The organism is Actinokineospora spheciospongiae, assembly GCF_003182415.1.
Lineage (GTDB): Bacteria > Actinomycetota > Actinomycetes > Mycobacteriales > Pseudonocardiaceae > Actinokineospora > Actinokineospora spheciospongiae.
Window position 1 is genome coordinate 429,485 of the sequence record NZ_QHCP01000003.1, and the last position, 23,646, is coordinate 453,130.

At 71.4% G+C, this 23,646-nt stretch carries 24 protein-coding genes; 12 read left to right on the top strand and 12 right to left on the bottom strand.

What is annotated here, in order from left to right; translation table 11 throughout:
* Positions 1 to 24: 24 nt before the first annotated feature.
* The 3 genes from DFQ13_RS09535 to DFQ13_RS09545 all read right to left on the bottom strand — a co-directional run bounded on the left by DFQ13_RS09535 (position 25) and on the right by DFQ13_RS09545 (position 1,908).
* Positions 25 to 1,200 carry a saccharopine dehydrogenase family protein gene (locus DFQ13_RS09535; protein WP_110079519.1) on the bottom strand — a complete coding sequence of 392 codons (1,176 nt, stop codon included), beginning with the start codon at positions 1,198 to 1,200 and terminating at the stop codon, positions 25 to 27.
* Between the two features lie 9 nt (positions 1,201 to 1,209).
* Positions 1,210 to 1,545, bottom strand: a complete 336-nt coding sequence (locus DFQ13_RS09540) for a DUF2568 domain-containing protein (RefSeq protein ID WP_181399903.1) — start codon at positions 1,543 to 1,545, stop codon at positions 1,210 to 1,212.
* Positions 1,546 to 1,668: 123 nt separating this feature from the next.
* Complete coding sequence (locus DFQ13_RS09545) at positions 1,669 to 1,908, bottom strand: SCO4848 family membrane protein (protein WP_035284660.1); 240 nt, start codon at positions 1,906 to 1,908, stop codon at positions 1,669 to 1,671.
* Positions 1,909 to 2,012: 104 nt separating this feature from the next.
* Here DFQ13_RS09545 and DFQ13_RS09550 point away from each other — a divergent pair, with 104 nt between their 5' ends.
* Complete coding sequence (locus tag DFQ13_RS09550; protein ID WP_233438333.1) at positions 2,013 to 3,365, top strand: D-alanyl-D-alanine carboxypeptidase family protein; 1,353 nt, start codon at positions 2,013 to 2,015, stop codon at positions 3,363 to 3,365.
* Positions 3,366 to 3,368: 3 nt separating this feature from the next.
* On the opposite strand, the gene DFQ13_RS09555 is transcribed toward DFQ13_RS09550, so the two are convergent.
* On the bottom strand, positions 3,369 to 4,007 hold the full coding sequence (locus DFQ13_RS09555) for a hypothetical protein (RefSeq protein WP_110079521.1): 639 nt from the start codon (positions 4,005 to 4,007) through the stop codon (positions 3,369 to 3,371).
* Positions 4,008 to 4,145: 138 nt separating this feature from the next.
* Between DFQ13_RS09555 and DFQ13_RS09560 the strand changes: the two genes are divergently transcribed.
* A complete protein-coding gene (locus DFQ13_RS09560) occupies positions 4,146 to 4,877 on the top strand; it encodes a Clp protease N-terminal domain-containing protein (protein ID WP_110079522.1) in 732 nt (243 codons plus the stop codon).
* A 64-nt stretch (positions 4,878 to 4,941) separates the two neighbouring features.
* Here the strand turns inward: DFQ13_RS09560 and DFQ13_RS09565 are convergent, their stop codons facing one another.
* Together DFQ13_RS09565 and DFQ13_RS09570 are read right to left on the bottom strand one after the other, a co-directional pair.
* Positions 4,942 to 5,118, bottom strand: a complete 177-nt coding sequence (locus DFQ13_RS09565; RefSeq protein ID WP_110079523.1) for a DUF397 domain-containing protein — start codon at positions 5,116 to 5,118, stop codon at positions 4,942 to 4,944.
* 4 nt (positions 5,119 to 5,122) lie between these two features.
* Positions 5,123 to 5,974 carry a helix-turn-helix domain-containing protein gene (locus tag DFQ13_RS09570; protein ID WP_110079524.1) on the bottom strand — a complete coding sequence of 284 codons (852 nt, stop codon included), beginning with the start codon at positions 5,972 to 5,974 and terminating at the stop codon, positions 5,123 to 5,125.
* Between the two features lie 152 nt (positions 5,975 to 6,126).
* Here DFQ13_RS09570 and DFQ13_RS09575 point away from each other — a divergent pair, with 152 nt between their 5' ends.
* On the top strand, positions 6,127 to 6,429 hold the full coding sequence (locus DFQ13_RS09575; RefSeq protein WP_146241183.1) for a hypothetical protein: 303 nt from the start codon (positions 6,127 to 6,129) through the stop codon (positions 6,427 to 6,429).
* A 16-nt stretch (positions 6,430 to 6,445) separates the two neighbouring features.
* Here the strand turns inward: DFQ13_RS09575 and DFQ13_RS09580 are convergent, their stop codons facing one another.
* From DFQ13_RS09580 to sdhC, 4 genes are read right to left on the bottom strand one after another with little or no spacing between them, the layout of a single operon-like run.
* On the bottom strand, positions 6,446 to 7,228 hold the full coding sequence (locus DFQ13_RS09580) for a succinate dehydrogenase iron-sulfur subunit (RefSeq protein ID WP_035284674.1): 783 nt from the start codon (positions 7,226 to 7,228) through the stop codon (positions 6,446 to 6,448).
* Positions 7,228 to 8,979, bottom strand: coding sequence for a succinate dehydrogenase flavoprotein subunit (gene sdhA, locus DFQ13_RS09585; protein WP_110079526.1), 1,752 nt, complete (start codon positions 8,977 to 8,979; stop codon positions 7,228 to 7,230). The genes DFQ13_RS09580 and sdhA overlap by 1 nt, the downstream gene beginning before the upstream one ends.
* A gap of 51 nt (positions 8,980 to 9,030) precedes the next feature.
* Entirely contained in the window at positions 9,031 to 9,441 is a 411-nt protein-coding gene (locus DFQ13_RS09590; RefSeq protein WP_035284676.1) for a succinate dehydrogenase hydrophobic membrane anchor subunit, read from the bottom strand.
* Positions 9,442 to 9,443: 2 nt separating this feature from the next.
* Complete coding sequence (gene sdhC, locus DFQ13_RS09595; protein ID WP_063935971.1) at positions 9,444 to 9,875, bottom strand: succinate dehydrogenase, cytochrome b556 subunit; 432 nt, start codon at positions 9,873 to 9,875, stop codon at positions 9,444 to 9,446.
* Positions 9,876 to 10,399: 524 nt separating this feature from the next.
* Between sdhC and DFQ13_RS09600 the strand changes: the two genes are divergently transcribed.
* From DFQ13_RS09600 to DFQ13_RS09620, 5 genes are all read left to right on the top strand, one after another.
* Positions 10,400 to 11,449 (top strand): BMP family lipoprotein, encoded by a 1,050-nt coding sequence (locus DFQ13_RS09600; protein ID WP_110079527.1) that lies wholly within the window; start codon positions 10,400 to 10,402, stop codon positions 11,447 to 11,449.
* A 103-nt stretch (positions 11,450 to 11,552) separates the two neighbouring features.
* A complete protein-coding gene (locus DFQ13_RS09605; protein ID WP_035284680.1) occupies positions 11,553 to 13,097 on the top strand; it encodes an ABC transporter ATP-binding protein in 1,545 nt (514 codons plus the stop codon).
* Complete coding sequence (locus tag DFQ13_RS09610) at positions 13,097 to 14,215, top strand: ABC transporter permease (RefSeq protein ID WP_110079528.1); 1,119 nt, start codon at positions 13,097 to 13,099, stop codon at positions 14,213 to 14,215. Before DFQ13_RS09605 ends, DFQ13_RS09610 begins: the two co-directional genes overlap by 1 nt.
* Positions 14,212 to 15,468 carry an ABC transporter permease gene (locus DFQ13_RS09615; RefSeq protein ID WP_110079529.1) on the top strand — a complete coding sequence of 419 codons (1,257 nt, stop codon included), beginning with the start codon at positions 14,212 to 14,214 and terminating at the stop codon, positions 15,466 to 15,468. The genes DFQ13_RS09610 and DFQ13_RS09615 overlap by 4 nt, the downstream gene beginning before the upstream one ends.
* Positions 15,465 to 15,854 (top strand): cytidine deaminase, encoded by a 390-nt coding sequence (locus DFQ13_RS09620; RefSeq protein ID WP_035284685.1) that lies wholly within the window; start codon positions 15,465 to 15,467, stop codon positions 15,852 to 15,854. The genes DFQ13_RS09615 and DFQ13_RS09620 overlap by 4 nt, the downstream gene beginning before the upstream one ends.
* Here the strand turns inward: DFQ13_RS09620 and DFQ13_RS09625 are convergent.
* The gene (locus DFQ13_RS09625) at positions 15,851 to 16,351 is read right to left on the bottom strand and encodes a hypothetical protein (protein WP_110079530.1); all 501 of its coding nucleotides are present in this window, start codon (positions 16,349 to 16,351) and stop codon (positions 15,851 to 15,853) included. The two genes, DFQ13_RS09620 and DFQ13_RS09625, sit on opposite strands and share 4 nt — an antisense overlap.
* Positions 16,352 to 16,431: 80 nt before the next feature.
* Between DFQ13_RS09625 and DFQ13_RS09630 the strand changes: the two genes are divergently transcribed.
* The 3 genes from DFQ13_RS09630 (at position 16,432) to DFQ13_RS09640 (ending at position 20,893) form a co-directional block, all read left to right on the top strand.
* Entirely contained in the window at positions 16,432 to 17,712 is a 1,281-nt protein-coding gene (locus tag DFQ13_RS09630; protein WP_035284688.1) for a thymidine phosphorylase, read from the top strand.
* Between the two features lie 9 nt (positions 17,713 to 17,721).
* Positions 17,722 to 19,926: an ATP-binding protein gene (locus DFQ13_RS35770; protein WP_035284689.1), complete on the top strand. Its 2,205-nt coding sequence runs from the start codon at positions 17,722 to 17,724 to the stop codon at positions 19,924 to 19,926.
* 73 nt (positions 19,927 to 19,999) lie between these two features.
* Positions 20,000 to 20,893, top strand: a complete 894-nt coding sequence (locus DFQ13_RS09640) for an alpha/beta hydrolase family protein (RefSeq protein ID WP_035284691.1) — start codon at positions 20,000 to 20,002, stop codon at positions 20,891 to 20,893.
* A gap of 106 nt (positions 20,894 to 20,999) precedes the next feature.
* On the opposite strand, the gene DFQ13_RS09645 is transcribed toward DFQ13_RS09640, so the two are convergent.
* On the bottom strand, positions 21,000 to 22,277 hold the full coding sequence (locus DFQ13_RS09645) for an apolipoprotein A1/A4/E domain-containing protein (protein WP_110079719.1): 1,278 nt from the start codon (positions 22,275 to 22,277) through the stop codon (positions 21,000 to 21,002).
* A gap of 261 nt (positions 22,278 to 22,538) precedes the next feature.
* Here DFQ13_RS09645 and DFQ13_RS09650 point away from each other — a divergent pair, with 261 nt between their 5' ends.
* Complete coding sequence (locus tag DFQ13_RS09650; protein WP_035284695.1) at positions 22,539 to 23,642, top strand: adenosine deaminase; 1,104 nt, start codon at positions 22,539 to 22,541, stop codon at positions 23,640 to 23,642.
* Positions 23,643 to 23,646: the final 4 nt, after the last annotated feature.

The following is a 23,646-nucleotide window of genomic DNA, read 5'->3' on the forward strand; positions in this document are numbered from 1 at the left end:
TGTGGCCGAGTGTGGCCGGTCCGGTCAGCCCTCGACGACGGCGAACTTGATCCCCGCGGCGATCAGCCGGTCGGTGAGGGCGTCGCCCATGGCGACGGCCGTGGTCACCTGCCCCGAGGACGCGGGCAGCTCGTCGAAGGCCAGGCACAGGGCCGACTCGCCGAGCATCTTGGCCGTCTCGCCGTAGCCGGGGTCACCACCGGAGACCTCGGTGACCACGCGCTTGCCACCACCGGTGCCGACGAAGCGCGCGCGGAACCACCCCTTCTCCCGCTGCTCGGCGCTCGGCCCGTCACCGGAGGACATCCGGCCCAGGAGCCAGGTGCGCGCGGGCGGTACCTGGGCGAGGGCGAACAGCGCCCCCACCCCGGCCGTCAGGCCGACCATCGCGGGCAGCCGCTTGAAGCCCAGGTAGTGGCCGTAGGTGAAGTCCGGGCCGTAGCGCTCCAGCGCCCGGGCCGAGCGCAGGACGACCAGCGGGTCCACCGTGGGCGCGGGCAATCCCCAGAGCGCCAGGGAACCCTCCCGGGTGGGCCGCATGGGCACACCGCGCACCTTGCGCCCCTCGGGCCTGCCCTCGCGCCTGCGCCGCTCGCCCGCCGCCCGCGCCGCCGACCGCATCCGGCCGAAGGCGGTGATGGCGCTCTGGAACGTGCCCCCGGAGACCGTGCCGCCCGCCTGGACGAAGCCCTCGACGCGCAGCGGCACGCCCTCGGGCAACCGCTTGACCGTGTAGTGCACCCCCAGGTCGTACGGGATCGAGTCGAAGCCGCAGCAGTGCACGATGCGGGCCCCGGTCTGCACCGCCCGCTCGTGGTGCAGCAGGTAGCTCTGGTCGACGAACTCCGGCTCGCCGGTCAGGTCGACGTAGTCGGTGCCCGCCTCCGCGCACGCCCCGACCAGCGGGTCGCCGTAGTGGATGTAGGGCCCGACGGTCGTGATGACCACGCGCGCCGCCTCCGCGACCGCCCGCAGCGAGGCCGGGTCGGTGACGTCGGCCGGGAGCAGGTCCAGCTCGGCCAGCACCGGGTCGATGGCGGCCAGCCGCAGCCGCACCTCGGCCAGCTTGGCCTGGTTGCGGCCCGCCAGCGCCCAACGCAGCTTCGCGGGCGCGTGGCGCGCCAGGTACTCGGCGGTCAGGCCACCGGTGAAGCCGGTGGCGCCGAACAGGACGACGTCGTACTTGCGACCCTCGGGCATGGGCTGACATTACCCATGGGTAACCGACCTCGGCCACACCACCTCGCTGACCAGCACCAGCAGTGCCGCCGCGCCCAGCACCACCGCGCCGACAGACCACCCGGACACGGCCAAGCCCACCACGGCACCGGCGAAGACCAGCGCCAGAAGGCCGAGCCGGGCGGACCGCGGTAATCGGTGGCGCGGCCGGGGCGCCAGGAACAGCGCCCACACCGAGGCCCCGACCACCAGGACCACCGCCCCCAGCACCCACGACACCCGCGACCCCCACCAGGCGAGGGCCAGGAAGGCCAGCACCTCCACGAAGAAGGCCACGAGCAGTTGCAGCCCACGCACCGCGATCACCCCCCGGAACTCCTGCGAAACCCCTGCGAATCCTTGTGCGATCCAGGGTAGGGAGATCCGGCGATCGGCGCGAAAAGTTGTCCACAGGCCCGCTGACCAGGGCGCAAAGCGGATCGACCGGGGTCAGGCGGCCTTGCGCCGGGTGGCGGCGAAACCGCGCCAGCCCAGCACGCCGATCGTCGTGCCGAACAACAGGGACGCGGCGGTGAGCACGACGTGCACCACCAGGAACCCGGTCGGGGCACCGGACGGGTCGAAGGACCGCTCGTCGGCCCAGATGTTGCCAAGGAAGGTGGGCCAGATGATCCAGGACCACACGCCGAAGGCCAGCAGGAACAGCGAGACACGGCGGCTCATCGTCACCGCGACATCTTCACACCCCCGGTACCCAGCGCGGACGGCACCACCTGGCGGGCGGGGAGCGGGCCGGATCGTGCCCGGATCGTGACAGGCCTTAATCTGCTCGTGTGCGCTCCGCAGCCCGCAGGTCCGTGCCCGCTCTCCTCGTGACGCTCTGCGCCCTGGTGCTGGCGGCGCTGATGGCGACGCCGGGGGCCTCCGCGTCCACCCGCAGCCCCCGGAAGGTCCAGCAGACCACCGAGGGCCAGGCCACCCCGACGGCGCAGACCAGCAGCGCCCAGTGCTCCAACCACGACCGGCCACCCGCGCCGATCGACACCTCCGAGGAACCCAAGCCCGGCGAGACCACCCCGCCGCCGCTGCCGGTGCCCGCCGAACCGGTGGGCGGCACGCGGATGGGCGAGTGCGGCCTGGTGTTCCCGGCGGGCGCCAAGACGGCCATGCCCGGCAACGTGACCGCCGCGTCCTGGGTCCTCGCCGACCTCAGCACCGGCGACGTCATCGCCGCCAAGGACCCGCACGCCCGCGAGCGGCCCGCGTCACTGATCAAGGCGCTGCTGGGGGTCGTGGTCATCCGCAACCTGCGGCTCGACGAGGTCGTCGTCGGCACCCAGGCCGACGCCGACCAGGAGGGCACCAAGGTCGGCATCGGCCCCGGCGGGCAGTACACGGTCCGCCAGTTGCTGTTCGCCCTCCTCATGCGCTCCGGCAACGACGCGGCGCACGCCCTCGCGGTCAAGCTCGGCGGCGTCGACGAGGCGCTGGAGAAGATGAACTCCCTCGCCGAGGAGCTGGGCGCCCTCGACACCCGCGCGGCCACCCCCTCCGGCCTCGACGGCCCCGGGATGAGCACCTCCGCCTACGACCTGAGCCTGGTCTTCCGCGCGGCCATGAAGCACAAGGAGTTCGCCGAGGCGGTCGCCACCAGGACGATCGACTTCCCCGGCTACGGCAACAAGCCCGCCTTCAAGGTCAACAACGACAACCGCCTCCTGGGCAGGTACCAGGGCTTCCTCGGCGGCAAGACCGGCTTCACCGACGACGCCCGCCACACCTACCTCGGCGCCGCCGAGCGCGACGGCCACCGCCTCGCGGTCGTGCTGCTGCGCGGCGAGCTGAACCCGGACCCGCTCCCCAACCAGGCGAGCCAGCTCCTGGACTACGGCTTCGCCCTGCTGGAGGAGAAGTCCGAGCCGGTGGGCAAGCTCGTCGACAAGGCCCCCGAGGCCCAGCCGAAGCCGGAGGGCGGCCTGGAGACCGACAACCCGGCCGACTCGGCCCCCGAGGGCACCACCGCCGCCTCGGCGACCGCCGACGCCGACCGGTCGGCGTTCGGCAACTACGGCGTGCCGCTGGTGGCGCTGGCGGGCGTGGCGATCCTGGGTGCGGCGGTCATGTGGTTGCGCAACCAGCGCGCCAAGGCCGCCCGCAAGGCCCGCATGGCGGCCAACAACAGCTAGCGCCTAGGCGGGCAGCAGGGCCGCCGCTTCGACGGACGCGGTGTAGAGCGCCTGGTCCGGGTGACCCGAGACCACGGCGCCCTCGGCGATGACGAGGTGGTCGCCGGTGGGGCGGGAGCGGAACGGCGTGCCGGTGAAGCGGACGCCCCGGGACTTGAGCAAGGGCCAACCGAGCGCGTGGACGCTGCCGGTGCCGTCGGTATCGATGAGGTCCTTCAGGGGCCGCACGTCGTTCTTGGCCCGCATCCGCACCCAGGAGACCGAGACGACGAAGGTGCCGCCGGACGGGTCGGCGAGGGTGATCAGCGTGCGGTCCAGGGACTTGCAGGGGTTGCGCAGGAAGAAGTCCCGGACCTGGCCGTAGGAGTTGGCGGCGCAGTCCAGGGCGTTCTCGACGTCTTCGCGGACCTTGCGCAGCCGCAGGCGCTTCCACTCGCTGTCGGACTTGGTCTTGCGGCTGCTGTTGCGGGCCTGCACGGACACGCTGTCAGCCGCTCCGGCGGCCTCGGTGCCCAGCCCACCGACGCCCGCGCCCGTTCCGCCGCTGAGGACCAGGGCACCCGCCGCGCCGATGACCACGACCCCCGCGCCGCCCTTCGTCCACCGTCCCGCGCTGTCACGCGGTTGGTTCCACCAGCCCATCGAGCGTCCCTCCGTCGAGTCGCGATCGAGTCTGGCGGCTGCCCTCTGTTCGATCTGGGGAACGGTGGCAGTCCACTCGATAGAGTGGTGTCAACTCAAGGTTGACAGATAGGGGAGTGTCAACCTAGGGTTGACGACATGACGGAACCAGTGAAGGCCTCGATCCGGCTCGACGAACTGATCGACTCGATCAAGAAGGTGCACCCGGAGGTGCTGGAACAGCTCTCCACCGCCGTGATGACGGCGGACCACCTCGGGGAGGTGGCCGACCACCTCATCGGCCACTTCGTGGACCAGGCGCGGCGCTCCGGGGCGTCGTGGACCGAAATCGGCAAGAGCATGGGGGTGACCAGGCAGGCGGCGCAGAAGCGGTTCGTGCCCAAGGGGGACGAGGAGGGGATGGACCCGAACGAGGGGTTCAAGCGGTTCACCCCCCGGGCGCGCAACGTGGTGGTGACCGCGCAGAACGCGGCCAAGGAGCACGGGAACGACCAGATCGTGCCCGCCCACCTGGTGCTCGGGCTGCTGGCCGAGCCGGAGGGACTGGGCGCGGCGGCGATCGTGGCCCAGGGGATCACGCCGGAGCAGGTGCGGGAGGCGGCGGTGGCCGTGCTGCCTGGCCAGGCCGAGGAGGTGGGAGCCCTGATCCCGTTCGACGGCGGGGCGAAGAAGGCGCTGGAACTGACCTTCCGGGAAGCCCTGCGGCTCGGGCACAACTACGTGGGCACCGAGCACATCCTGCTGGCCCTGCTGGAGTTCGAGGCGGGCGACGGGGTGCTGAGCGGGCTCGGGGTGGACAAGGCCGCCGCTGAGGCGCTGATCCAGGAGAAGCTGGCGGCGATCGTCGCCGCGCAGGAGAAGCAGGCGTGACAGCGGAGAAGGCCGTGGGGGACCCACGGCCTTCTCCGCGTTGCGAACGCGGTGGGTCGCTTGGTCAGCGGGTGCGCTGGGCGAAGGCGATCAGGGTGGGGGTAGGGAGTTCGAGGGTGGGGCCCTCGGGGTGCTTGGAGTCGCGGACGAGCAGCGAGGTGTCGGCCCAGGCCAGTTCGACGCAGTCGGACTCGGTGCCGCTGTAGCTGGATTTGCGCCAGGTGCCGGTGCTTTCGATCATGCGTTTATTCACTCCGTTCGTAGCGCCCCAGTGCTTCCTCGACCATTTCCGCTGATGCGGAGGGGTCGAGGGCGATCGCGGTCATGCTGGCAATCGCCACTTCGTATGGTCCCACGTCTGCGGGATCATCGAGGAAGAGGCCGGATCGGAGATTTTCGACGTGCACGATCGGGCGGTCCTTCTCGAATCGGGCGAGGAAGAAGGCGCCGTTGATGCCGGAGTGGCCGCCGTGGTCGAACGGGATCACCCGCAGGTCGATGTTGGGGCGGTCGGCCATGGTGAGCAGGTGGCGGAGTTGCTCGGCCATGACCCGTTTGCCGCCGATGCGGCGGTGCAGCACGGCCTCGTCGATGATGGCCAGCACCTGTGGCGGGTTGGCGGTGTCGAGCACCCGTTGGCGGTCCGCGCGCTGCTGGACTCGGGGTTCGATGTTGGCCGCCGATACGCCGCCCGCGTTCATCATGGCGCGGGTGTAGGACACGGTCTGGAGCAGGCCCGGGATGAGGACCAACTGGAACAGCGTGAGTTCGACTGCTTCCGACTCGTACTCGGTCAGGGTGACGGCCTGGTTGGTGATGCGGTCCTGGTGGGTTTCCAGCCAGGTTGACCGGTCCGCGTCCCTGGCCATGGAGAGCAGGCGTTCGCGCTCGGGGCCCTTCACGCCGTAGAGGGCCAGCATGGCGATCACTTCGTCGGGGCTGGCGTTGCGCTTGCCCGTTTCGATGCGGCTCACCGTGGACTGGGACCAGCCGAGTTGGGTGCCCACGGCCGTCGAGGTGAGGTCGGTGGCCTTTCGTGCGGCTCGGAGGCCGGTGGCCAGTCCGCGTGCTTGGGGTTTGGGGCGGGGCTTGGGCACCGGACCCTCCTTCGGGTGACTCTGTTGCCAACTGTTGCCAGCGTCGAGACGCCAGTTCTATGCTGCATGAAAGCATAGAATGTGGAGGCATCATGCGGCTTGGATATGTCCTGTGTCGGGTGGGGCCTGGGGTGGGGGCCCGGGACCGGTGGGTGGACGTCGCGTTCGAGGAAGTCGTCGTGGACGCGAATGACCTGTCCGATCCTCAGGTTACCGGGATGATCGAGCGGATGGGGGCCTGGGCGACCACCCGATTGGTTGATCATCGGGGGGACATGGAAATTTTCGAGGTGACGGTGTCGATGCTGAATGCGAATGGTGAGCCAGAGTATTCGCTTGCCGAGGAATACCGGCTGGTGAGCATGGGTCGGGCCGTGCACACCGGGGTGCTCACCGACACCCGGGAAAGGGTCGAGGCCGCGCTCGCCTGGCGGGCGGAGCGCGGCCTCGGGTGAACCGGGGTGGAGCGGGTCAGCGGCGGAAGAGCAGGGCCCGCTTGACCTCTTGGATCGCCTTGGTGACCTGGATGCCACGCGGGCAGGCGTCGGTGCAGTTGAACGTGGTGCGGCAGCGCCAGACGCCCTCGGCGTCGTTCAGGATGTCCAGTCGCTCTTCGGCGCCCTCGTCGCGGGAGTCGAAGATGAAGCGGTGGGCGTTGACGATGGCCGCGGGGCCGAAGTAGCTGCCCTCGTTCCAGAAGACCGGGCACGAGGTGGTGCAGCAGGCGCACAGGATGCACTTGGTGGTGTCGTCGAAGCGCTCGCGGTCGTGGGCCGACTGGATGCGCTCGCGGGTGGGCTCGTTCCCGTAGGTGATCAGGAACGGCTTGACCGCCTTGAACGCCTCCATGAACGGTTCCATGTCGACCAGGAGGTCCTTGTGGACCGGGAGACCCTTGATCGGGGCGACGGTGATCGTGGTCGGCTTGCCGCCGCCCGACATCAGGTCCTTGACCAGGACCTTGCAGCCGAGGCGGTTCACGCCGTTGATCTGCATCGCGTCCGAGCCGCAGATGCCGTGCGCGCACGAGCGGCGGAACGTCAGCGTGCCGTCGACGTACCACTTGACGTAGTGCAGCAGGTTCAGCACGCGGTCGGTGGGCAGCGCCGGGACGTTGAACGACTCCCAGCGCGGCTCGGAGTCGACCTCGGCGTTGAAGCGCAGGATCTTGAGGGTGACGGTCACGGCGCCGTCGGGCACCGGGGGCAGGTCGCCGCGGGAGCCCGCCTTCTCCTCGGAAACGGTGGCAGTCATCAGTACTTGCGCTCCATCGGCTTGTACCGGGTGAAGGTCACGGGCTTGTAGTCGAGCCGGATGTCGCCCTTGAGCCCGTCGCCCTGCTTGTAGAACATGCTGTGGCGCATGTAGTTCGTGTCGTCGCGGTTGGGGTAGTCCTCGCGGGCGTGGCCGCCGCGGGACTCCTTGCGCTCCAGGGCGCCGACGACCAGGCACTCGGCCAGCTCCAGCAGGAAGCCCAGTTCCACGGCCTCCAGCAGGTCGGTGTTGAACCGCTTGCCCTTGTCCTGCACGGTGATGTGCGCGTACCGGTCCTTGAGGGCCTGCACGTCGTGCAGGGCCGTCTTGAGGGTTTCCTCGGTCCGGTACACCGACGCGTTGGCGTCCATCGTGGCCTGCAGCTCGGTGCGGATGTCGGCCACCCGCTCCTTGCCGTGCTCCGACAGCAGCAGCGCGAGCTGATCCTCGACCACCGTGGTGGGGTTCTCCGGCAGCTCCACGTGCTCGCGGCCCACCGCGTACTCGGCGGCGGCGATGCCCGCCCGGCGGCCGAACACGTTGATGTCCAGCAGCGAGTTGGTGCCCAGCCGGTTCGCGCCGTGCACCGACACGCACGCGCACTCGCCCGCCGCGTACAGGCCGGGGACGACGTTGTCGTTGTCGCGCAGCGCTTCGCCGTGGATGTTCGTCGGGATGCCGCCCATGGCGTAGTGCGCCGTCGGGTACACCGGGACCGGCTCGGTCACCGGGTCGACCGCCAGGTAGGTGCGGGCGAACTCGGTGATGTCGGGCAACTTGGTCTCCAGGACCTCCGCGCCCAGGTGGGTGCAGTCGAGCAGCACGTAGTCCTTGTTCGGACCGGCGCCGCGGCCCTCCAGCACCTCCAGGGCCATCGACCGGGCGACGATGTCGCGCGGGGCGAGGTCCTTGATGGTGGGGGCGTAGCGCTCCATGAACCGCTCGCCGGAGGCGTTGCGCAGGATCGCGCCCTCGCCGCGGGCGCCCTCGGTGAGCAGGATGCCCAGGCCCGCCAGGCCGGTCGGGTGGAACTGGTAGAACTCCATGTCCTCCAGCGGCAGGCCCTTGCGGAAGATGATGCCCATGCCGTCGCCGGTCAGGGTGTGCGCGTTCGAGGTGGTCTTGAAGACCTTGCCGAAACCGCCGGTGGCGAACACGACGGCCTTGGCCTGGAACACGTGGATCTCGCCGGTGGCCAGCTCGTAGGCGACCGCGCCGGTGCAGACCGGGCCGTTCTCCGTCTCGGTCATGCAGATGTCGAGGACATAGAACTCGTTGAAGAACTCGATGCCCTGCTTGACGCAGTTCTGGTACAGCGTCTGCAGGATCATGTGGCCGGTGCGGTCCGCGGCGTAGCAGGCCCGGCGCACGGCGGCCTCGCCGTGGTTGCGGGTGTGCCCGCCGAAGCGGCGCTGGTCGATGCGGCCCTCGGGCGTCCGGTTGAACGGCAGGCCCATCTTCTCCAGGTCGAGGACGGCGTCGATGGCCTCCTTCGCCATGATCTCGGCGGCGTCCTGGTCGACCAGGTAGTCACCGCCCTTGATCGTGTCGAAGGTGTGCCACTCCCAGTTGTCCTCCTCGACGTTGGCCAGCGCGGCGCACATGCCGCCCTGGGCCGCGCCGGTGTGCGACCGGGTCGGGTAGAGCTTGGTGAGCACCGCCGTGCGGGCCCGCGAGCCCGACTCGATGGCCGCGCGCATACCGGCGCCGCCGGCTCCGACGATCACCACGTCGTATTTGTGGAACTGCATGTCGTAACCGCTTCTTCCCGGCAGGAACCAGACAGTGGGTGGTGGTGGCGATCAGTCGGCGGGGATGGTGGCGTCGAAGGTGAAGATGACGTAGGTGCCCAGGGCCAGGATCAGCACCATGGAGACGTACAGCATGACCTTGAGCCAGAACCGGGTGGTGTCCTTGCGCGCGTAGTCGTTGATGACCGTGCGCAGGCCGTTGCCGCCGTGGATCTCGGCCAGCCAGAGCATCGACAGGTCCCAGAGCTGCCAGAACGGGCTCGACCAGCGGCCGGCGACAAAGGCGAAGTTGATCCGGTGCACGCCGCCGTCGAGGATGTTCATGATGAACAGGTGCCCGAGCACCAGCACGATCAGCGCGATGCCCGAGATGCGCATGAACAGCCAACTGGCCAGTTCGAAGTTGCTGCGCCGGGCCGCGGGGCGGCGCGGGGAGCGGGGCTTGTCCAGTGCGAGCGTCATGGTCAGCTTCCCCCGAACATCTCGGACACCGTGCGCACCATCATGAAGTAGGCGCCGGGGACCATCACCAGGACCCAGACGACCAGGAGCGTCCAGAGCATCGGCTTCTGGTACTTCGGGCCCTTGGCCCAGAAGTCCACGAGCATGACCCGGATGCCGTTGAGGGCGTGGTAGAGCACCGCGCCCACCAGGCCGACCTCCAGCAGGTTCACGATCGGGCTCTTGTAGGTCTCGATGACCTGGTCGTACGCGTTCGGCGACACCCGCACCAGGGCGGTGTCGAGCACGTGCGCGAACAGGAAGAAGAAGGTCAGGACCCCGGTGATGCGGTGGGCAACCCATGACCACATGCCCGGGTCTCCCCGGTAGAGCGTCCCGTTGCTGCGGGACCCGCGCGCCACTACCTGCTCGGTAGCCATGGCCGAGTCGGTCATCGGTGGAGGGCCTCCAACGTCGCTGGTGGACTACGGGCCCGAGCGGAAGACAACACGTAAACGGGCCTTGACCCACAGGATGCTAGACCCGTCCGGCGGAACCCACCCAACCCGCCGCCGGGGTCTGTGACGGACAAGACACGCAGGCCCAGGGCGTGTGCGGCCCCTCGGTGTGACGACGGTCATGGTGACCCGGCGGGTCCGAAACCCCTTCGTGACCGAACCGCTTTACTCGCACGAGTAATCACTTCGGGTGAATCGCTGTACCTACTCGCGAGTAGGGGGAAACCCCTTGCGGTCCACTGACGACTGATAGGGGTTCCCGCAGGTCCACCCCGTACTTCCACTCGATCGAGTGAGCGGATGGGTACATTCGGCCACAGCCCGCTCCGATGAATCAACGATTGGGTTACGCCCTCGCGTTCGCATAGGCCCTGCCGGTACCGGGGAGTACGTTCCTGCGGAACCATCGCGCTCGGCCACCGCCGGGCGCGTGTATTCGGAAGGAGAAAGCCTTGCGTCGAATGCGAGGACTTCGGCTCGCCGCGGGCGCACTCGCGCTGGGGCTCGGCCTGACCGCGTGCGGGGGCTCCGACTCGGGGACCGGCTCCGGTGGCGGCACCCAGGCGAGCACACCCGCGTCCGAGCTCAAGATCGGCCTGGCCTACGACATCGGCGGCCGGGGCGACCAGTCCTTCAACGACTCCGCGGCGCGCGGCCTCGACAAGGCCAAGTCCGAGTTCGGCGTCGACATCAAGGAGCTCGAGGCCGCCGCGGGCGAGACCGACGCGCAGAAGGAAGACCGGCTGCGCCAGCTCGCCGAGGGCGGCTACACCACCGTCATCGCCGTGGGCTACGCCTACGCCACCGCCCTCGCCAAGGTCGCGCCCGACTACGCCGAGGTGAAGTTCGCGCTGATCGACAGCACGGACGCCAAGGGCGCCAACATCGAGAACCTGGTGTTCGCCGAGCAGGAGGGCTCCTTCCTGGTCGGCGTGGCCGCCGCGCTCAAGAGCACGACGGGCAAGCTCGGCTTCGTCGGCGGTGTGAACACCCCGCTGATCCAGAAGTTCGAGGTCGGCTTCACCGCGGGCGCCAAGGCCGCCAAGCCGGACGCCACGGTCGAGGTCAAGTACCTGACCCAGCCGCCGGACTTCACCGGCTTCAACGACCCGGCCAAGGGCGAGACCGCGGCGAACGGCATGTTCGACGCGGGCGTGGACGTCGTCTACGCCGCCGCGGGAGGTTCCGGCAACGGCGTCTTCAAGGCAGCCAAGGCCAAGGGCAAGCTGGGCATCGGCGTCGACTCCGACCAGTACAACCTCCCGGCGCTGGCCGAGGTCAAGGACGTGATCATGACCTCCATGATCAAGAAGGTCGACACCGCGGTCTACGACTTCATCGTCTCGGTGAAGGACGGCAAGTTCACCGCCGGTGAGAAGGTCTACGACCTCAAGGCCGGTGGCGTCGACTACTCCACCTCCGGCGGCAAGGTCGACGACATCAAGGCCCAGATCGACGACTACAAGGCCAAGATCTCGTCCGGCGAGATCAAGGTCTCCTCCACCAAGTAGCGGGCGACCTCGACACCGGTTCGTGCGGACGGACCCGGGCATCGCGCCCGGGTCCGTCCCCGCGTTTTCGGCTCCCCACCGTCCACCGACAAAGGATTCCCCCGTGCCCACCGAACCAGCAGCGGGCGGCGAACCCGCCCCGGCGGTCGAGCTGTCCGGGATCACCAAGCGCTTCCCGGGCGTGACAGCGAACTCCGACGTCAACATCACCGTCAGGGCGGGCACCGTGCACGCCCTGGTCGGTGAGAACGGCGCGGGCAAGTCCACCCTGATGAAGATCCTGTACGGGATGCAGCAGCCGGACGAGGGGCAGATCCGCATCGGCGGGGTCCCCACCGCGTTCGGCTCGCCCGCCGACGCGATCAAGGCGGGCATCGGCATGGTGCACCAGCACTTCATGCTGGCCGACAACCTGACCGTGCTGGAGAACGTGGTCCTGGGCAGCGAGCCCAGGGCCGGGGTCCGGCTGGACTTCAGGGCCGCGCGCGAGCGGATCAGGGAGATCTCCGCCGCCTACAGCCTCAACGTGGACCCCGACCGGGTCGTCGACGACCTCGGCGTCGGCGAGCGGCAGCGGGTGGAGATCCTCAAGGTCCTCTACCGCGGCGCGCGCACGCTGATCCTGGACGAGCCGACCGCCGTCCTGGTGCCGCAGGAGGTCGACGAGCTGTTCGGCAACCTGCGCGAGCTCAAGGCCGAGGGCCTGACCATCGTGTTCATCTCGCACAAGCTCGACGAGGTGCTCTCGGTCGCCGACGACATCACCGTCATGCGCCGGGGCACCACCGTCGCCAGCGTCTCCCCACGCGAGGTGACCTCCCGGCAGCTCGCCGAGCTGATGGTCGGCAGCGCGCTGCCCGTCCCCGAGCTGCGCGACTCCACCGTCACCGACCGCCCGGTGCTGACCGTGACCGGCCTGACCGTCACCGGCGCCGACGGCCGCACCGTGCTCGACGGCCTGTCCTTCACCATCCACGCGGGCGAGGTCCTGGGCATCGCGGGCGTCGAGGGCAACGGGCAGGCCGAGCTGGTCGAGGCGCTGATGGGCATCCGCACCCCCACCGCGGGCACCGTGCGCCTCGGCGGGGAGAACATCACCAGGGCCTCCACCAGGCACCGGCGCGAGGCGGGCATCGGCTACGTGCCGGAGGACCGCCACCGCCAGGGCGTGCTGCTGGAGGCCACGCTGTGGGAGAACCGGGTGCTGGGCCACCAGACCCGCAGGCCCAGCTCCCGCGGCGCGCTGCTCGACCTCAAGGGCGCCAAGGCCGACACCGAGCGGATCGTGCGCGACTACGACGTGCGCACCCCCGGCATCGGCGTGCACGCCTCCGCGCTGTCCGGCGGCAACCAGCAGAAGCTGATCGTCGGCCGGGAGATGAGCGCCGACCCGGTACTGCTGATCGCCTCGCACCCCACCCGGGGGGTCGACGTCGGCGCGCAGGCGGCCATCTGGGAGCACATCCGCCGCGCCCGCGCCGAGCACCTGGCGGTGCTGCTGATCTCCGCCGACCTCGACGAGCTGATCGGCATGTCCGACACCCTCGCGGTGATCCTGCGCGGCAGGCTCGTCGCCGACTACGACCCGTCCACCGTGACCCCGGAGCAGCTCGGCTCCGCGATGACCGGCGCCGGGAGGGAAGACTGATGGGCAGGTTCTCACCCCGCTCGCTGCTGCTGGGGCTCGCCGCCCCCCTCGGCGCGCTCGCGTTCGCCGTGCTGGTCTGCGCGGTGATCCTCGGCGTCACCGGGCACTCGCCGCTGGACACCGTGGACGCCATGGTGTCGGCCGCGCAGCGCCCGCGCACCTTCGTCAACTCGCTCAACAGCGCCACCACCTACTACCTGGCGGCGGTGGCGGTGGCGATCGGCTTCAAGATGAAGCTGTTCAACATCGGCGTCGACGGGCAGTACCGGCTCGCCGCGATGCTCTCGGCCGCGCTGGCGGGCGCCACCTTCATGGAGGGGCTGCCGTCGTTCCTGCGGGTCGCGATGACCGTCGTGGCGGCCATGCTGGTCGGCGCGGGCTGGGCGGGGGTGGCCGCGCTGCTCAAGGTCACCCGCGGCGTCAGCGAGGTCATCTCCACGATCATGCTCAACGCCATCGCCACCTACCTGGTGTCCTACCTGCTCAACCCGGCCCGGCTCGCCGAGGACCGGCCGGGCTCCAACAACGTCGGCACCCGGCCGATCGACGGGGGCGGGCAGGTCGCGGGCCTGGAGATCCCCGGTTCCTCGTCGCAACTGTTCGGGCTGGTGTTCCTGGCGGCGCTGGTCGGGTTCGGCTACTGGTTCGTGCTCGCCAGGACCCGCTTCGGCTTCGAGCTCAAGGCCACCGGCCTGTCGGAGTCGGCGGCGGTGGCCAGCGGGGTCAGCGTGAAGAAGATGGTCCTGGTGTCGATGCTGCTCTCCGGGGCGGTCGCGGGCCTGGTCGGGATGCCGCAGCTTCTCGGGTCGTCGTACTCCTACTCGCTGGACTTCCCACCGGGCATCGGCTTCATCGGCATCGCGGTCGCCCTGCTCGGCCGCAACCACCCCGTCGGCATGGCGCTCGCCGCGCTGCTGTGGGGCTTCCTGGACAACTCGTCCAACTCCCTCGACGTCGCCGGGGTGCCGCGCGAGATCGTCGGCATCATGCAGGGCGTCATCGTGCTGTCGGTCGTCGTCGCCTACGAGCTGGTGCGCCGCTACCGGGTCCGCGCCGAGCAGCGCGACGTCGGCACGGCCCTGGGCCGGACCAAGACCGCCGAGGAGGCGTCCGCATGACCGCCGGATTGAGCACGGGCGCGCGGCACGCGTCGCCCGTCAGGCGCGCCAGGAAGATCGCGCCGTGGGTGTACTTCCTGATCGCCGTGGCCGCCGTGCTGGTGCTCTCGGCGGTGCGCGTGCTCGCGGGCGCCACCGACCTGACCTCCAGCGGCACCGTGCAGGCCGCGCTCACCGCGGCGGTCCCGCTGGCCATGGCCGCGCTGGCGGGCATGTGGGCCGAGCGCGGCGGCGTGGTCAACATCGGCCTCGAGGGCATGATGGTGCTGGGCACCTTCGGCGCCGGGTACGCCGGGTACCAGTGGGGCCCGTGGGCCGCGGTGGCGTTCGGCCTGCTCCTCGGCGTCGTCGGCGGCCTGCTGCACGCGGTCGCCACGGTCAGCTTCGGCGTCGACCACATCATCTCCGGTGTGGCGATCAACCTGCTGGCCCCGGGTGCCGCGCTGTTCCTGTCCAAGCTGTACTTCGCCGACGCCCCCGGCGGCGGCCAGAAGCAGTCCCCGCGCATCGCCGACGCGCCCAAGGTCACCGTCCCCGGCCTGTCGGACGTGTTGGGCACCGTCGAGGGCAAGCACTGGTTCTTCGTCTCCGACGTCGCGGGCGTGCTGCGCGGCCTGGTGACGGAGGTGTCGCTGCTGACGGTCCTGGCGGCGCTGCTCATCGTCTGGTCCGGCTGGGTCCTCTGGCGCACCCCGTTCGGCCTGCGCCTGCGCTCCTGCGGCGAGGCGCCCACCGCGGCGGAGTCGCTGGGTGTCAACGTCTACCGGTACAAGTACCTCGCGGTCATCGCCTCCGGCGGCTTCGCCGGGCTCGGCGGCGCCTTCCTGGCGGTCAGCTCGGGGCAGTTCCGCGACGGGCAGACCGGTGGCCGCGGCTTCATCGGCCTCGCCGCGATGATCTTCGGCAACTGGCGGCCGGGCGGCCTGGCCACCGGCGCGACGCTGTTCGGCTACACCGACGCGCTGGCGCTGCGCGGGTCCGCGGCGGTGCACGCGTTGCTGCTGCTGCTGGGCATCGCGCTGGTCGTGGTGGCGGTCGTGCAGTACCGCTCCGGGCACCACGTGCTCTCGGCGGTGGCCGCGGCGCTGGGCGTGCTGTTCGGCTACTGGTACTTCGCCAGCGACGAGGTCCCGGCCGAACTCGTCGGCGCCGCGCCGTACGTGGTTACCCTGTTGGTCCTCGGACTGGCGTCGCAGCGGCTCCGGCCGCCGCGGATGGCCGGTGAGCCGTACCGGAAGGGCCAAGGCAAGTGACTGTCGACTGGGAAGCGCTCCGCGCCGCCGCCGTCTCCGCCGCCGCACTGGCGTACTGCCCGTACTCGGGCCTGCGGGTCGGGGCCGCGGCGATCGTGTCCGACGGGCGGCTGATCACCGGCTGCAACGTGGAGAACGCGGCGTACGGGGTGGGCCTGTGCGCCGAGTGCGCCTTGGCCGGTCAGCTCGCGCTGACCGGCGGCGGCCGGTTCGTGGCCGTCGCCTGCCGCAGCGGCGCCGGTGAGCTGCTGATGCCGTGCGGTCGGTGTCGGCAGATCATCCACGAGCTGGGCGGCGCCGAGTGCCTGGTGGACACCCCGCGCGGGCCGCTGCCCATGTCGGAGGTCCTGCCGGACGCCTTCGGACCGGCGCAGTTGCCCGCCTAGGTGCGGGTGCGGTCCCGGAAGACGGTGTAGTTGGTCTCCAGGTCCCGCGCGGCGTCGGTCAGGGTCGTGATGAGCCGGTGCTTGGGGAGGGCGGTCGCCAGGATGCGACCGCCCTCCCTGCGCGCGCAGAGCAGGCGCGGGCCGGGGACCAGGTAGGCCAGGAGGTGGTCGGTGGGGCTGCCCCAGTCTAGGAAGCGGGCGGTGGCCGAGGCCCGGCAGTGGTCGAGGCCGGTGAGGGCGGGTGAACCGCTCAGGAGGGTCCGGAACACCGATTCCGGGGTGCCGGTGAGGCGGGCGTCCGGGGTCTCGGGGGTGGCCCTGGCGCGCAGGGTGTCCGCGTGCAGCGACCGGAGCAACTGGGGGACGTAGGCCTGGGTGCTCTGGTCGGTCACCAGGGTCCCGCAGACGAACACGCGGACGGCGCGCAGGCCGGTGTCGCCCTCGTCCGGTGGCGACAGCTCCAGCGCCAGGGTGGTGGGGTCGCCGATGAGCCGCATCGTTGCAGGGTCGCGCACGGCGGGGGGACGGGGATGCGCGCTTTTGAGCGCTACCGTGACCCCGACGGAAGGGGACGCCGATGGAGCCGTTCAGTGCGGTGGAGGTCATCCGGGCCAAGCGGGACGGGCTGCGGCTCACCGACGCCCAGGTGGACTGGGTGGTGGACGCCTACACCCGAGGGGTGGTGGCCGAGGAGCAGATGTCCGCGCTGGCCATGGCCGTCTACCTCAACGGCATGGACACCGACGAGACCGCCAGGTGGACCGCCGCGATGGTCGACTCCGGCGAGGTGCTGGACCTGCGCACCGACCGGCCGACCGTCGACAAGCACTCCACCGGCGGGGTGGGGGACAAGATCACGCTGCCGCTGGCGCCGCTGGTCGCGGCCTGCGGGGCGGCGGTGCCGCAGCTTTCCGGGCGCGGCCTCGGGCACACCGGCGGGACCCTGGACAAGCTGGAGGCCGTCCCCGGCTGGCGCGCCCGGCTCAGCACCGCCGAGATCCTGGCGCAGCTCGCCGACGTCGGCGCGGTGGTGTGCGCGGCGACCGAGGACCTGGCGCCCGCCGACCGCAAGCTCTACGCGCTGCGCGACGTCACCGGCACCGTCGAGTCGATCCCGCTGATCGCCGGTTCCATCATGAGCAAGAAGATCGCCGAGGGCGCGGACGCGCTGGTGCTCGACGTGAAGTTCGGGTCCGGGGCGTTCATGAAGACCGTGGACGACGCGCGGGCGCTGGCCAGGGCACTGGTGGGGATCGGGGTGTCGCGGGGGTTGCGGACCTCCGCGCTGCTGACCGACATGTCCGTGCCGCTGGGGCGCGCGGTGGGCAACGCCGTCGAGGTCGCCGAGTCGGTGGAGGTGCTGCGCGGCGGCGGACCCGCGGACGTCGTCGAGCTGACGGTGGCGCTGGCCCGGGAGATGCTGGCACTGGCCGGTCTGTCCGAAGTGGACCCGGCGGCGGTGTTGGCGTCCGGGCGGGCCTACGAGGTGTGGGCGCGGATGATCCGGGCCCAGGGCGGCGACCCGGACGCGCCGCTGCCGACGCCCGGGCACGTCCACGTGGTGCCCGCGCCCGCCACCGGTGTGCTCACCGGGCTCGACGCCTACGCCGTGGGTGTCGCCGCGTGGCGGCTCGGGGCCGGGCGGGCGCGCAAGGAGGACCCGGTGCAGGCCGCCGCCGGAATCCTGTGCCTGGCCAAGCCCGGCGACCCGGTCGTCGAGGGGGAACCCCTGCTGGAGCTGCACACCGACACCCCGCAGGCGGTCCCGGGCGCGCTCGCCGCCCTGGCGGGCGCGGTGTCCGTGGCGGACTCCGCACCCGCCCGCGGCCCGCTGGTCCTGGAGGTCGTGCGGGGTTAGCGTGGTCGGGTGCCGCCCGTCGAGCTGACCAGCTTCCTCGGCCGCGCCGCGGAGACCGCCGCCGTCCGGCGGCTGCTCGACGAGGCCCGCCTGGTGACGCTGACCGGGCCGGGCGGGGTCGGCAAGACCCGGCTCGCGCTCGCGGTGGCCAGGTCGGACGACCCCGTCTTCGTCGCGCTCGCCGACGTGCGCGACCCCGACCTGCTGCCCGCCGCGGTCGCGGGCGCGTTCGGGCTGCACGACCGGCCAGGGCAGGACGCGACCCGCACCGTGCTGCACCACCTGGCGGGCAGCGACGTGCTGCTGCTGTTGGACAACTGCGAACACCTCGTCGACGCCGCGGCCCGGTTCGCCCACGCCGTGCTGGCCACCTGCCCCGGCGTGGTCGTGCTCGCCACCGGCAGGCAGTCGCTCGGCGTGCCGGGGGAGCGGGTGTTCCCGGTGCCGCCGCTGCCGGTGCCCGCCGAACCCGGCACCGCCGACCCGCAGGCCCACGACCCGCTCTCCTGCGACCCGCTCTCCTACGACGGCGTGCGGCTGTTCGTCGACCGCGCCGACCGGGGCTTCGCGCTCACCGCCGACAACGCCGCCGACGTCGCCCGGCTGTGCGCCCGGCTCGACGGGCTGCCGCTGGCGATCGAGCTGGCCGCCGCCCGGGTCCGCTCGCTGGCGCCCCGGCAGATCCTCGACCGGCTCGACCACCGGCTGCTCACCTCCACCACCCGCGGCGTGCCCGACCGCCAGCACACCCTGCGCGCCACCATCGAGTGGAGCCACGACCTGTGCACCGGCGCCGAGCGGGCGCTGTGGGCGCGGGTGTCGGTGTTCGCGGGCTCGTTCGACCTGCCCGCCGCCGCCGCGGTCTGCGCCGACCTGGGCACCGAGGCGACCGTGCTGGGGCTGCTCGACGGCCTGCTGGACAAGTCGGTGCTGCTGCGCGAGGACACCGGGGGCGACGTCCGCTACCGGATGCTGGAAACCCTCCGCGAGTTCGGCCGGGAGGAACTGGAGGCCGCCGGGGAGCTGTCGGCGGTCTCGCGCAGGCACCGCGACGTCTACGACCGGCTGACCGCCGCGGCCGAAGCGGACTGGGCGGGCCCCCGGCAGGCGCGGTGGGTGGCCGCGCTGCGCGCCGAGCACGCCAACCTGCGGGCCGCCCTGGAGTGGTCGCTGACCGAACCGGGGGAGGCCCCGGTGGCGCTGCGGATGGCCGCCAGGGTCGAGGAGTACTGGACCCTGCGCGGTTCGGTGTCCGAGCTGCGCCGCTGGCTCGACCGCGCCCTCACCGCCGTTCCCGGGTCGGGACCGGAGCGGGCGCACGCCGCGGGCGTGGCCGCGCTGGCGGCCCTGTGGCACCACGACACCGCCACCACCGCGGCCCGGCTGGCCGAGGCGGGCGACACCGACTTCGCCGCGTTCGTCCGGTCGCTGGCTGCCATGCTCGGCGGCGACTTCGCCGAGGCCGGGCGCCGGGCGGCGGCCGTGGTCGAGCGGGTCGGCGACGACGTCCGCCGCGCCATGCACCCGATGTTCATCCTGGGCGTGTGCTCCGCGGTCGGGGGCGACCTCGACGGCGGCAGGCGCGTGCTGCACCGGGCGGTCGCCTTGGCCGACGACGCCTTCCACCTGAGCATGGCCCACTACGGCACGGCCGTCGTCGAAGTGCTCCACGGCGACGTCGCCGCCGCCGAGCGCGCCTGCCGCGCCGGGCTGCGCGCCGACGCAGGCATCCACAACCTGTTCGGCAGCGCGCACCACGTGGAGGCGCTGGCCTGGGTCGCGGTCCGCTCCGGCGCCCCGGAGCGCGCGGCGGAACTGTTCGGCGCGGCGGCCACCCTGTGGGAGCTGGTCGGCGTCTCCCCGCGCCGGGCCGCGTCGCTGGCGGGCCCGCACACCGCGCACGTCGCCGAGGCGACCGCGGCCCTCGGCGAGCAGCGGTTCGCCACCGCCCACGCCCACGGGCACGCGCTGCCGGTCGACGAGGTCCGACCGTTCGCACTGGGGGAGAGCGCGCCGCCGCGGCTCGCGGGCACCCTCACCCGGCGCGAGGCGCAGGTGGCCGAACTGGTCGCCGAGGGGCTGACCAACCGGGAGATCGCGGCCGAGCTGGTGATCTCCACCCGCACGGCCGACACGCACGTGCAACGCATCCTGGCCAAGCTCGGACTGCGCAACCGCACCCAGGTGACCACGTGGGCGCGTACGCATACGTAGCCGCTTCCCTCGATACGGGTTTTCTTTCCCCAGGGGTGTCAATCCGCTAACTCGGTCGTAACGTCCCACAGTCATGAGGATCAGCAAGAAGATCGCCGTGGCGATTCCGGCGGCCCTGGCCATCGCCGGTGCGGGCGTCGTCGTCGCCATTCCGGACGCCGGTGCCGCGCAGACCTCCCAGGTCGTCACCGCCAACCCCCACCAGCGCGGACCCGACCCGACACCGGAAACAGTGCGGGCGCCGCAGGGCACATTCGCCTTTTCCACGTATTCGGTTCCCGCCAGTGTCACCGGATTCGGCCAGGGCACCATCTACTACCCGGACGACACCACGCAGGGCACCTTCGCCGGGGTGGCGATCTCCCCCGGCTACACCGGCCCCGAGGCGTCGGTGGCCTGGCTGGGACCGCGACTGGCCTCCCGGGGTTTCGTGGTCATCACCATCACCACCAATTCGCGCTACGACCAGCCGACCAGTCGCGGGAAGCAGCTCTTGGCGGCCTTGGACTACCTGACCAAGCAGTCACCCACCGAGGTCAGGCAGCGCCTGGACGCCACCCGCCTCGGCGTCATGGGGCACTCGATGGGCGGCGGCGGGGCCCTCTACGCGGCCTACAAGCGGCCGTCGCTCAAGGCCGCCGTTCCGCTCGCGCCGTGGAACCTCATCAAGAACTGGTCGGGCATCAGGGTGCCCACGCTGGTCGTGGCGGGCACCGCCGACAAGACCGCGTCGGCGGGCGCGCACTCGCTGCCGTTCTACAGCAGCATGACCGGTGCCCGTGAACGCGCCTTCGCCGACGTCACCGGGGCCGACCACCTCACGTTCGTCCGGGAGGACCCGGTGATCGGCGCGCTGGCGGTGTCCTGGCTCAAGCGGTTCCTGGACGACGACACCCGGTACGCGCCGTTCATCACCGAGCCCGTCGGCCTGAGCCGGTTCCTCTGCTCTTGCCCGTACGCCGGGTAGGTTCTGGAGCCGGGTGGGGCTGTTGTCGTCCTCGCGTGGACCCGCCGGAACGCGGAAGGCCCCACCTCGGTGCGAGGTGGGGCCTTCCGCGTTCGACCGGTGGGCGTCAGGCGCCCGCGGCGATGTCGGATTCCTCGTTGTTCTCGTCGCGCACCTTGTCCGCCGACTTCGGGCCCTTGCCGTTGGTGCGGCGGCGGTTGCCCTGGCGGGGGAGGGTGGTGGGCGGGGGCGGGGTGGGCTGGCCGCCGCCGAGCATCAGCTCCGCGAAGGTGGCCATGGCCTCGTCCAGGTGGCCGCCGATGCGGCGGACCGACTCGTCGTTGCTGCGCCGCACCAGGGACTCCACCAAGTCGGAGTCGGGGCGGTGCGACAGGGTGCCCTCGACCTTGGTCAGGCCGCGCTCGATCGAGCCGCCGAGGTCGCCCAGCTTCGCGGTGAAGCCGTCCTCCACCGTGTCCAGGCGGGTGGCCATCTCGTCCAGCCGGGCGGTGACGGTCTCCAGCCGCTGCGCCAGGGACTCCAGGCGCTCGCTCGCGTCGACGGTCTCCCTGGTCTCGCGCAGCGCCTCGCGCAGGGCGCCGGTGGCCTCGTCGAGCTTGCCGTGCAGCGCGTCGCGGGACTCGCCGACAGAGGTGTCGAGGGCGTCGCGGGTGGCGTCGAGGCCGGTGGCGACCGCGTCCAGCTTGCCGTGCAGCGAGTCCGAGGTCTCGGTGAAGCGGCCGTGCAGGGCGTTGGTGGAGTCGGTGACCTTGCCGTGCACCGCGTCGACCCGGCCGGTGGTGAGGTCGACCTTGCCCACGACCGCGTCCGCCGCCTCGGTGACCGTGCGGGCCAGGGCGTCCTTGGTGCCGTCGAGGTGCTCGTGCACGCCCTCGTCGACCTCGTCGATGCGGCCGCGCAGGGCGGTCTCCAGGATCTCGATCCGCTCGCGGACCGGGCCGTGCACCGAACCGGGGACCTGGTCGATCTTGCCGTCCTGCTTGTCCAGGTGGTGGTCCAGCTCGTCGATGCGGCGGTGGATGCTGGCGAGCTTGTCCTCCAGGCCGTCCATCCGGCCCGCCACGCCCTCGAAGCGGCCCGCGACCCCGTCGAGCCGACCGTCGAGCTGCGCGAACGGCGTCGCCAGCTTGTCCACGATGCTCTCCACGGCCCGCCCGATCGCCGCGATCGCCGTGTCCTGCGCCTCCAGCTTCGACATCGCCTCGTCCAGCCGCTCCGCCAGCACGCTGACCTCGGTGCGGTCGGGCATCTCGGACAGGCGCTTGCGCACCGACCCGATCGACTCCAGGGGCGACAGCCTGGCGTGGATCTCGTCCAGGGCGTCGAAGATCTGCTGCTGTTCGCTCTCACGGATCTCGGCCGCGCGCGTGAGCATGTTGCGCATCCGGTCGAACGACACCGTGGGGTTGTTTTCGTTCACGGAGGTGACCTTCGTCCTGGGGAGGGAATGTTGTGGAGACCCTGGGGAGCCTAGCCAGTCCCAGAAGGCGTCCATACACCACCCGTCGCTGGTTCGTCGGTCCAGACACGCGTGGTTGGACCGTTCGGCGTACAGTCTGCCGGCGGATGCGGCGACCCCGGCGTACCTTACGTGACGGATCGGCTACTCCAACGGGTGGCCCGCCCCGCCGAGTACCGTACGGCCATGTCGACCTCCCTCGTGGCACCGGTGACCCCGGAAGCCCTCCTCCGCGCACCCAAGGTCCTCCTGCACGACCACCTCGACGGCGGTCTGCGCCCGGCCACGGTCATCGACCTGGCCGAAGCCTCCGGCTACCGCGACCTCCCCACCACCGACGCCGATGCGCTCGGCGCGTGGTTCCGGGAGTCCGCCGACTCCGGCTCCCTCGTCCGCTACCTGGAGACGTTCGCCCACACCTGCGGCGTGCTCCAGGACGAGGCCGCGCTCGTGCGCGTGGCCGCCGAGTGCGCCGAGGACCTCGCCGCCGACGGCGTGGTCTACGCCGAGGTCCGCTACGCGCCGGAGCTGTGCACCGAGAAGGGGCTCGGGCTCGACGCCATCGTGGAGGCGGTGCAGGCCGGGTTCCGCGAGGGGGAGGCCCGCGCCGCGGCGGCCGGTCGGACGATCCGGATCGGGACGCTGCTGTGCGCCATGCGGCAGAACGCCCGGTCGCTGGAGATCGCCGAGCTGGCCGTGCGCTACCGCGACAGCGGGGTCGTCGGGTTCGACATCGCGGGCCCGGAGGCCGGGTTCCCGCCCACCCGCAACCTCGACGCGTTCGAGTACCTGCGGCAGCAGAACGCGCACTTCACCATCCACGCCGGGGAGGCGTTCGGGCTGCCCTCGATCTGGGAGGCGCTGCAGCACTGCGGGGCCGAGCGGCTCGGGCACGGGGTGCGGATCGTCGACGACATCAAGGTGGCCGAGGACGGCACGGTGCAGCTCGGGCGGCTGGCGAGCTACGTGCGCGACCGGCGCATCCCGCTGGAGATGTGCCCGTCGTCGAACGTGCAGACCGGGGCCGCCCCCTCGATCGGGGAGCACCCGATCGGGCTGTTGGCGCGGCTGCGGTTCCGGGTGACGGTCAACACCGACAACCGGCTGATGAGCGGCTGCTCGATGACCTCGGAGATGCGGGCGCTGGTGGACGAGTTCGACTTCGGCTGGGCTGACCTGCAGCGCTTCACGGTCAACGCGATGAAGTCGGCGTTCATCGGCTTCGACGAGCGGCTGGCGATCATCGAGGACGTGGTCAAGCCCGGCTACGCCGCGCTGATGGCGCCGTAGGCCC

Coding starts and splice junctions, on each gene's coding strand:
- DFQ13_RS09535 (WP_110079519.1), bottom strand. CDS start 1,200: ATGCCCGAGGGTCGCAAGTACGACGTCGTCCTGTTCGGCGCCACCGGC.
- DFQ13_RS09555 (WP_110079521.1), bottom strand. CDS start 4,007: ATGGGCTGGTGGAACCAACCGCGTGACAGCGCGGGACGGTGGACGAAG.
- DFQ13_RS09560 (WP_110079522.1), top strand. CDS start 4,146: ATGACGGAACCAGTGAAGGCCTCGATCCGGCTCGACGAACTGATCGAC.
- DFQ13_RS09565 (WP_110079523.1), bottom strand. CDS start 5,118: ATGATCGAAAGCACCGGCACCTGGCGCAAATCCAGCTACAGCGGCACC.
- DFQ13_RS09580 (WP_035284674.1), bottom strand. CDS start 7,228: ATGACTGCCACCGTTTCCGAGGAGAAGGCGGGCTCCCGCGGCGACCTG.
- sdhA (WP_110079526.1), bottom strand. CDS start 8,979: ATGCAGTTCCACAAATACGACGTGGTGATCGTCGGAGCCGGCGGCGCC.
- DFQ13_RS09590 (WP_035284676.1), bottom strand. CDS start 9,441: ATGACGCTCGCACTGGACAAGCCCCGCTCCCCGCGCCGCCCCGCGGCC.
- sdhC (WP_063935971.1), bottom strand. CDS start 9,875: ATGACCGACTCGGCCATGGCTACCGAGCAGGTAGTGGCGCGCGGGTCC.
- DFQ13_RS09600 (WP_110079527.1), top strand. CDS start 10,400: ATGCGAGGACTTCGGCTCGCCGCGGGCGCACTCGCGCTGGGGCTCGGC.
- DFQ13_RS09610 (WP_110079528.1), top strand. CDS start 13,097: ATGGGCAGGTTCTCACCCCGCTCGCTGCTGCTGGGGCTCGCCGCCCCC.
- DFQ13_RS09615 (WP_110079529.1), top strand. CDS start 14,212: ATGACCGCCGGATTGAGCACGGGCGCGCGGCACGCGTCGCCCGTCAGG.
- DFQ13_RS09625 (WP_110079530.1), bottom strand. CDS start 16,351: ATGCGGCTCATCGGCGACCCCACCACCCTGGCGCTGGAGCTGTCGCCA.
- DFQ13_RS09630 (WP_035284688.1), top strand. CDS start 16,432: ATGGAGCCGTTCAGTGCGGTGGAGGTCATCCGGGCCAAGCGGGACGGG.
- DFQ13_RS09640 (WP_035284691.1), top strand. CDS start 20,000: ATGAGGATCAGCAAGAAGATCGCCGTGGCGATTCCGGCGGCCCTGGCC.
- DFQ13_RS09645 (WP_110079719.1), bottom strand. CDS start 22,277: ATGCGCAACATGCTCACGCGCGCGGCCGAGATCCGTGAGAGCGAACAG.
- DFQ13_RS09650 (WP_035284695.1), top strand. CDS start 22,539: ATGTCGACCTCCCTCGTGGCACCGGTGACCCCGGAAGCCCTCCTCCGC.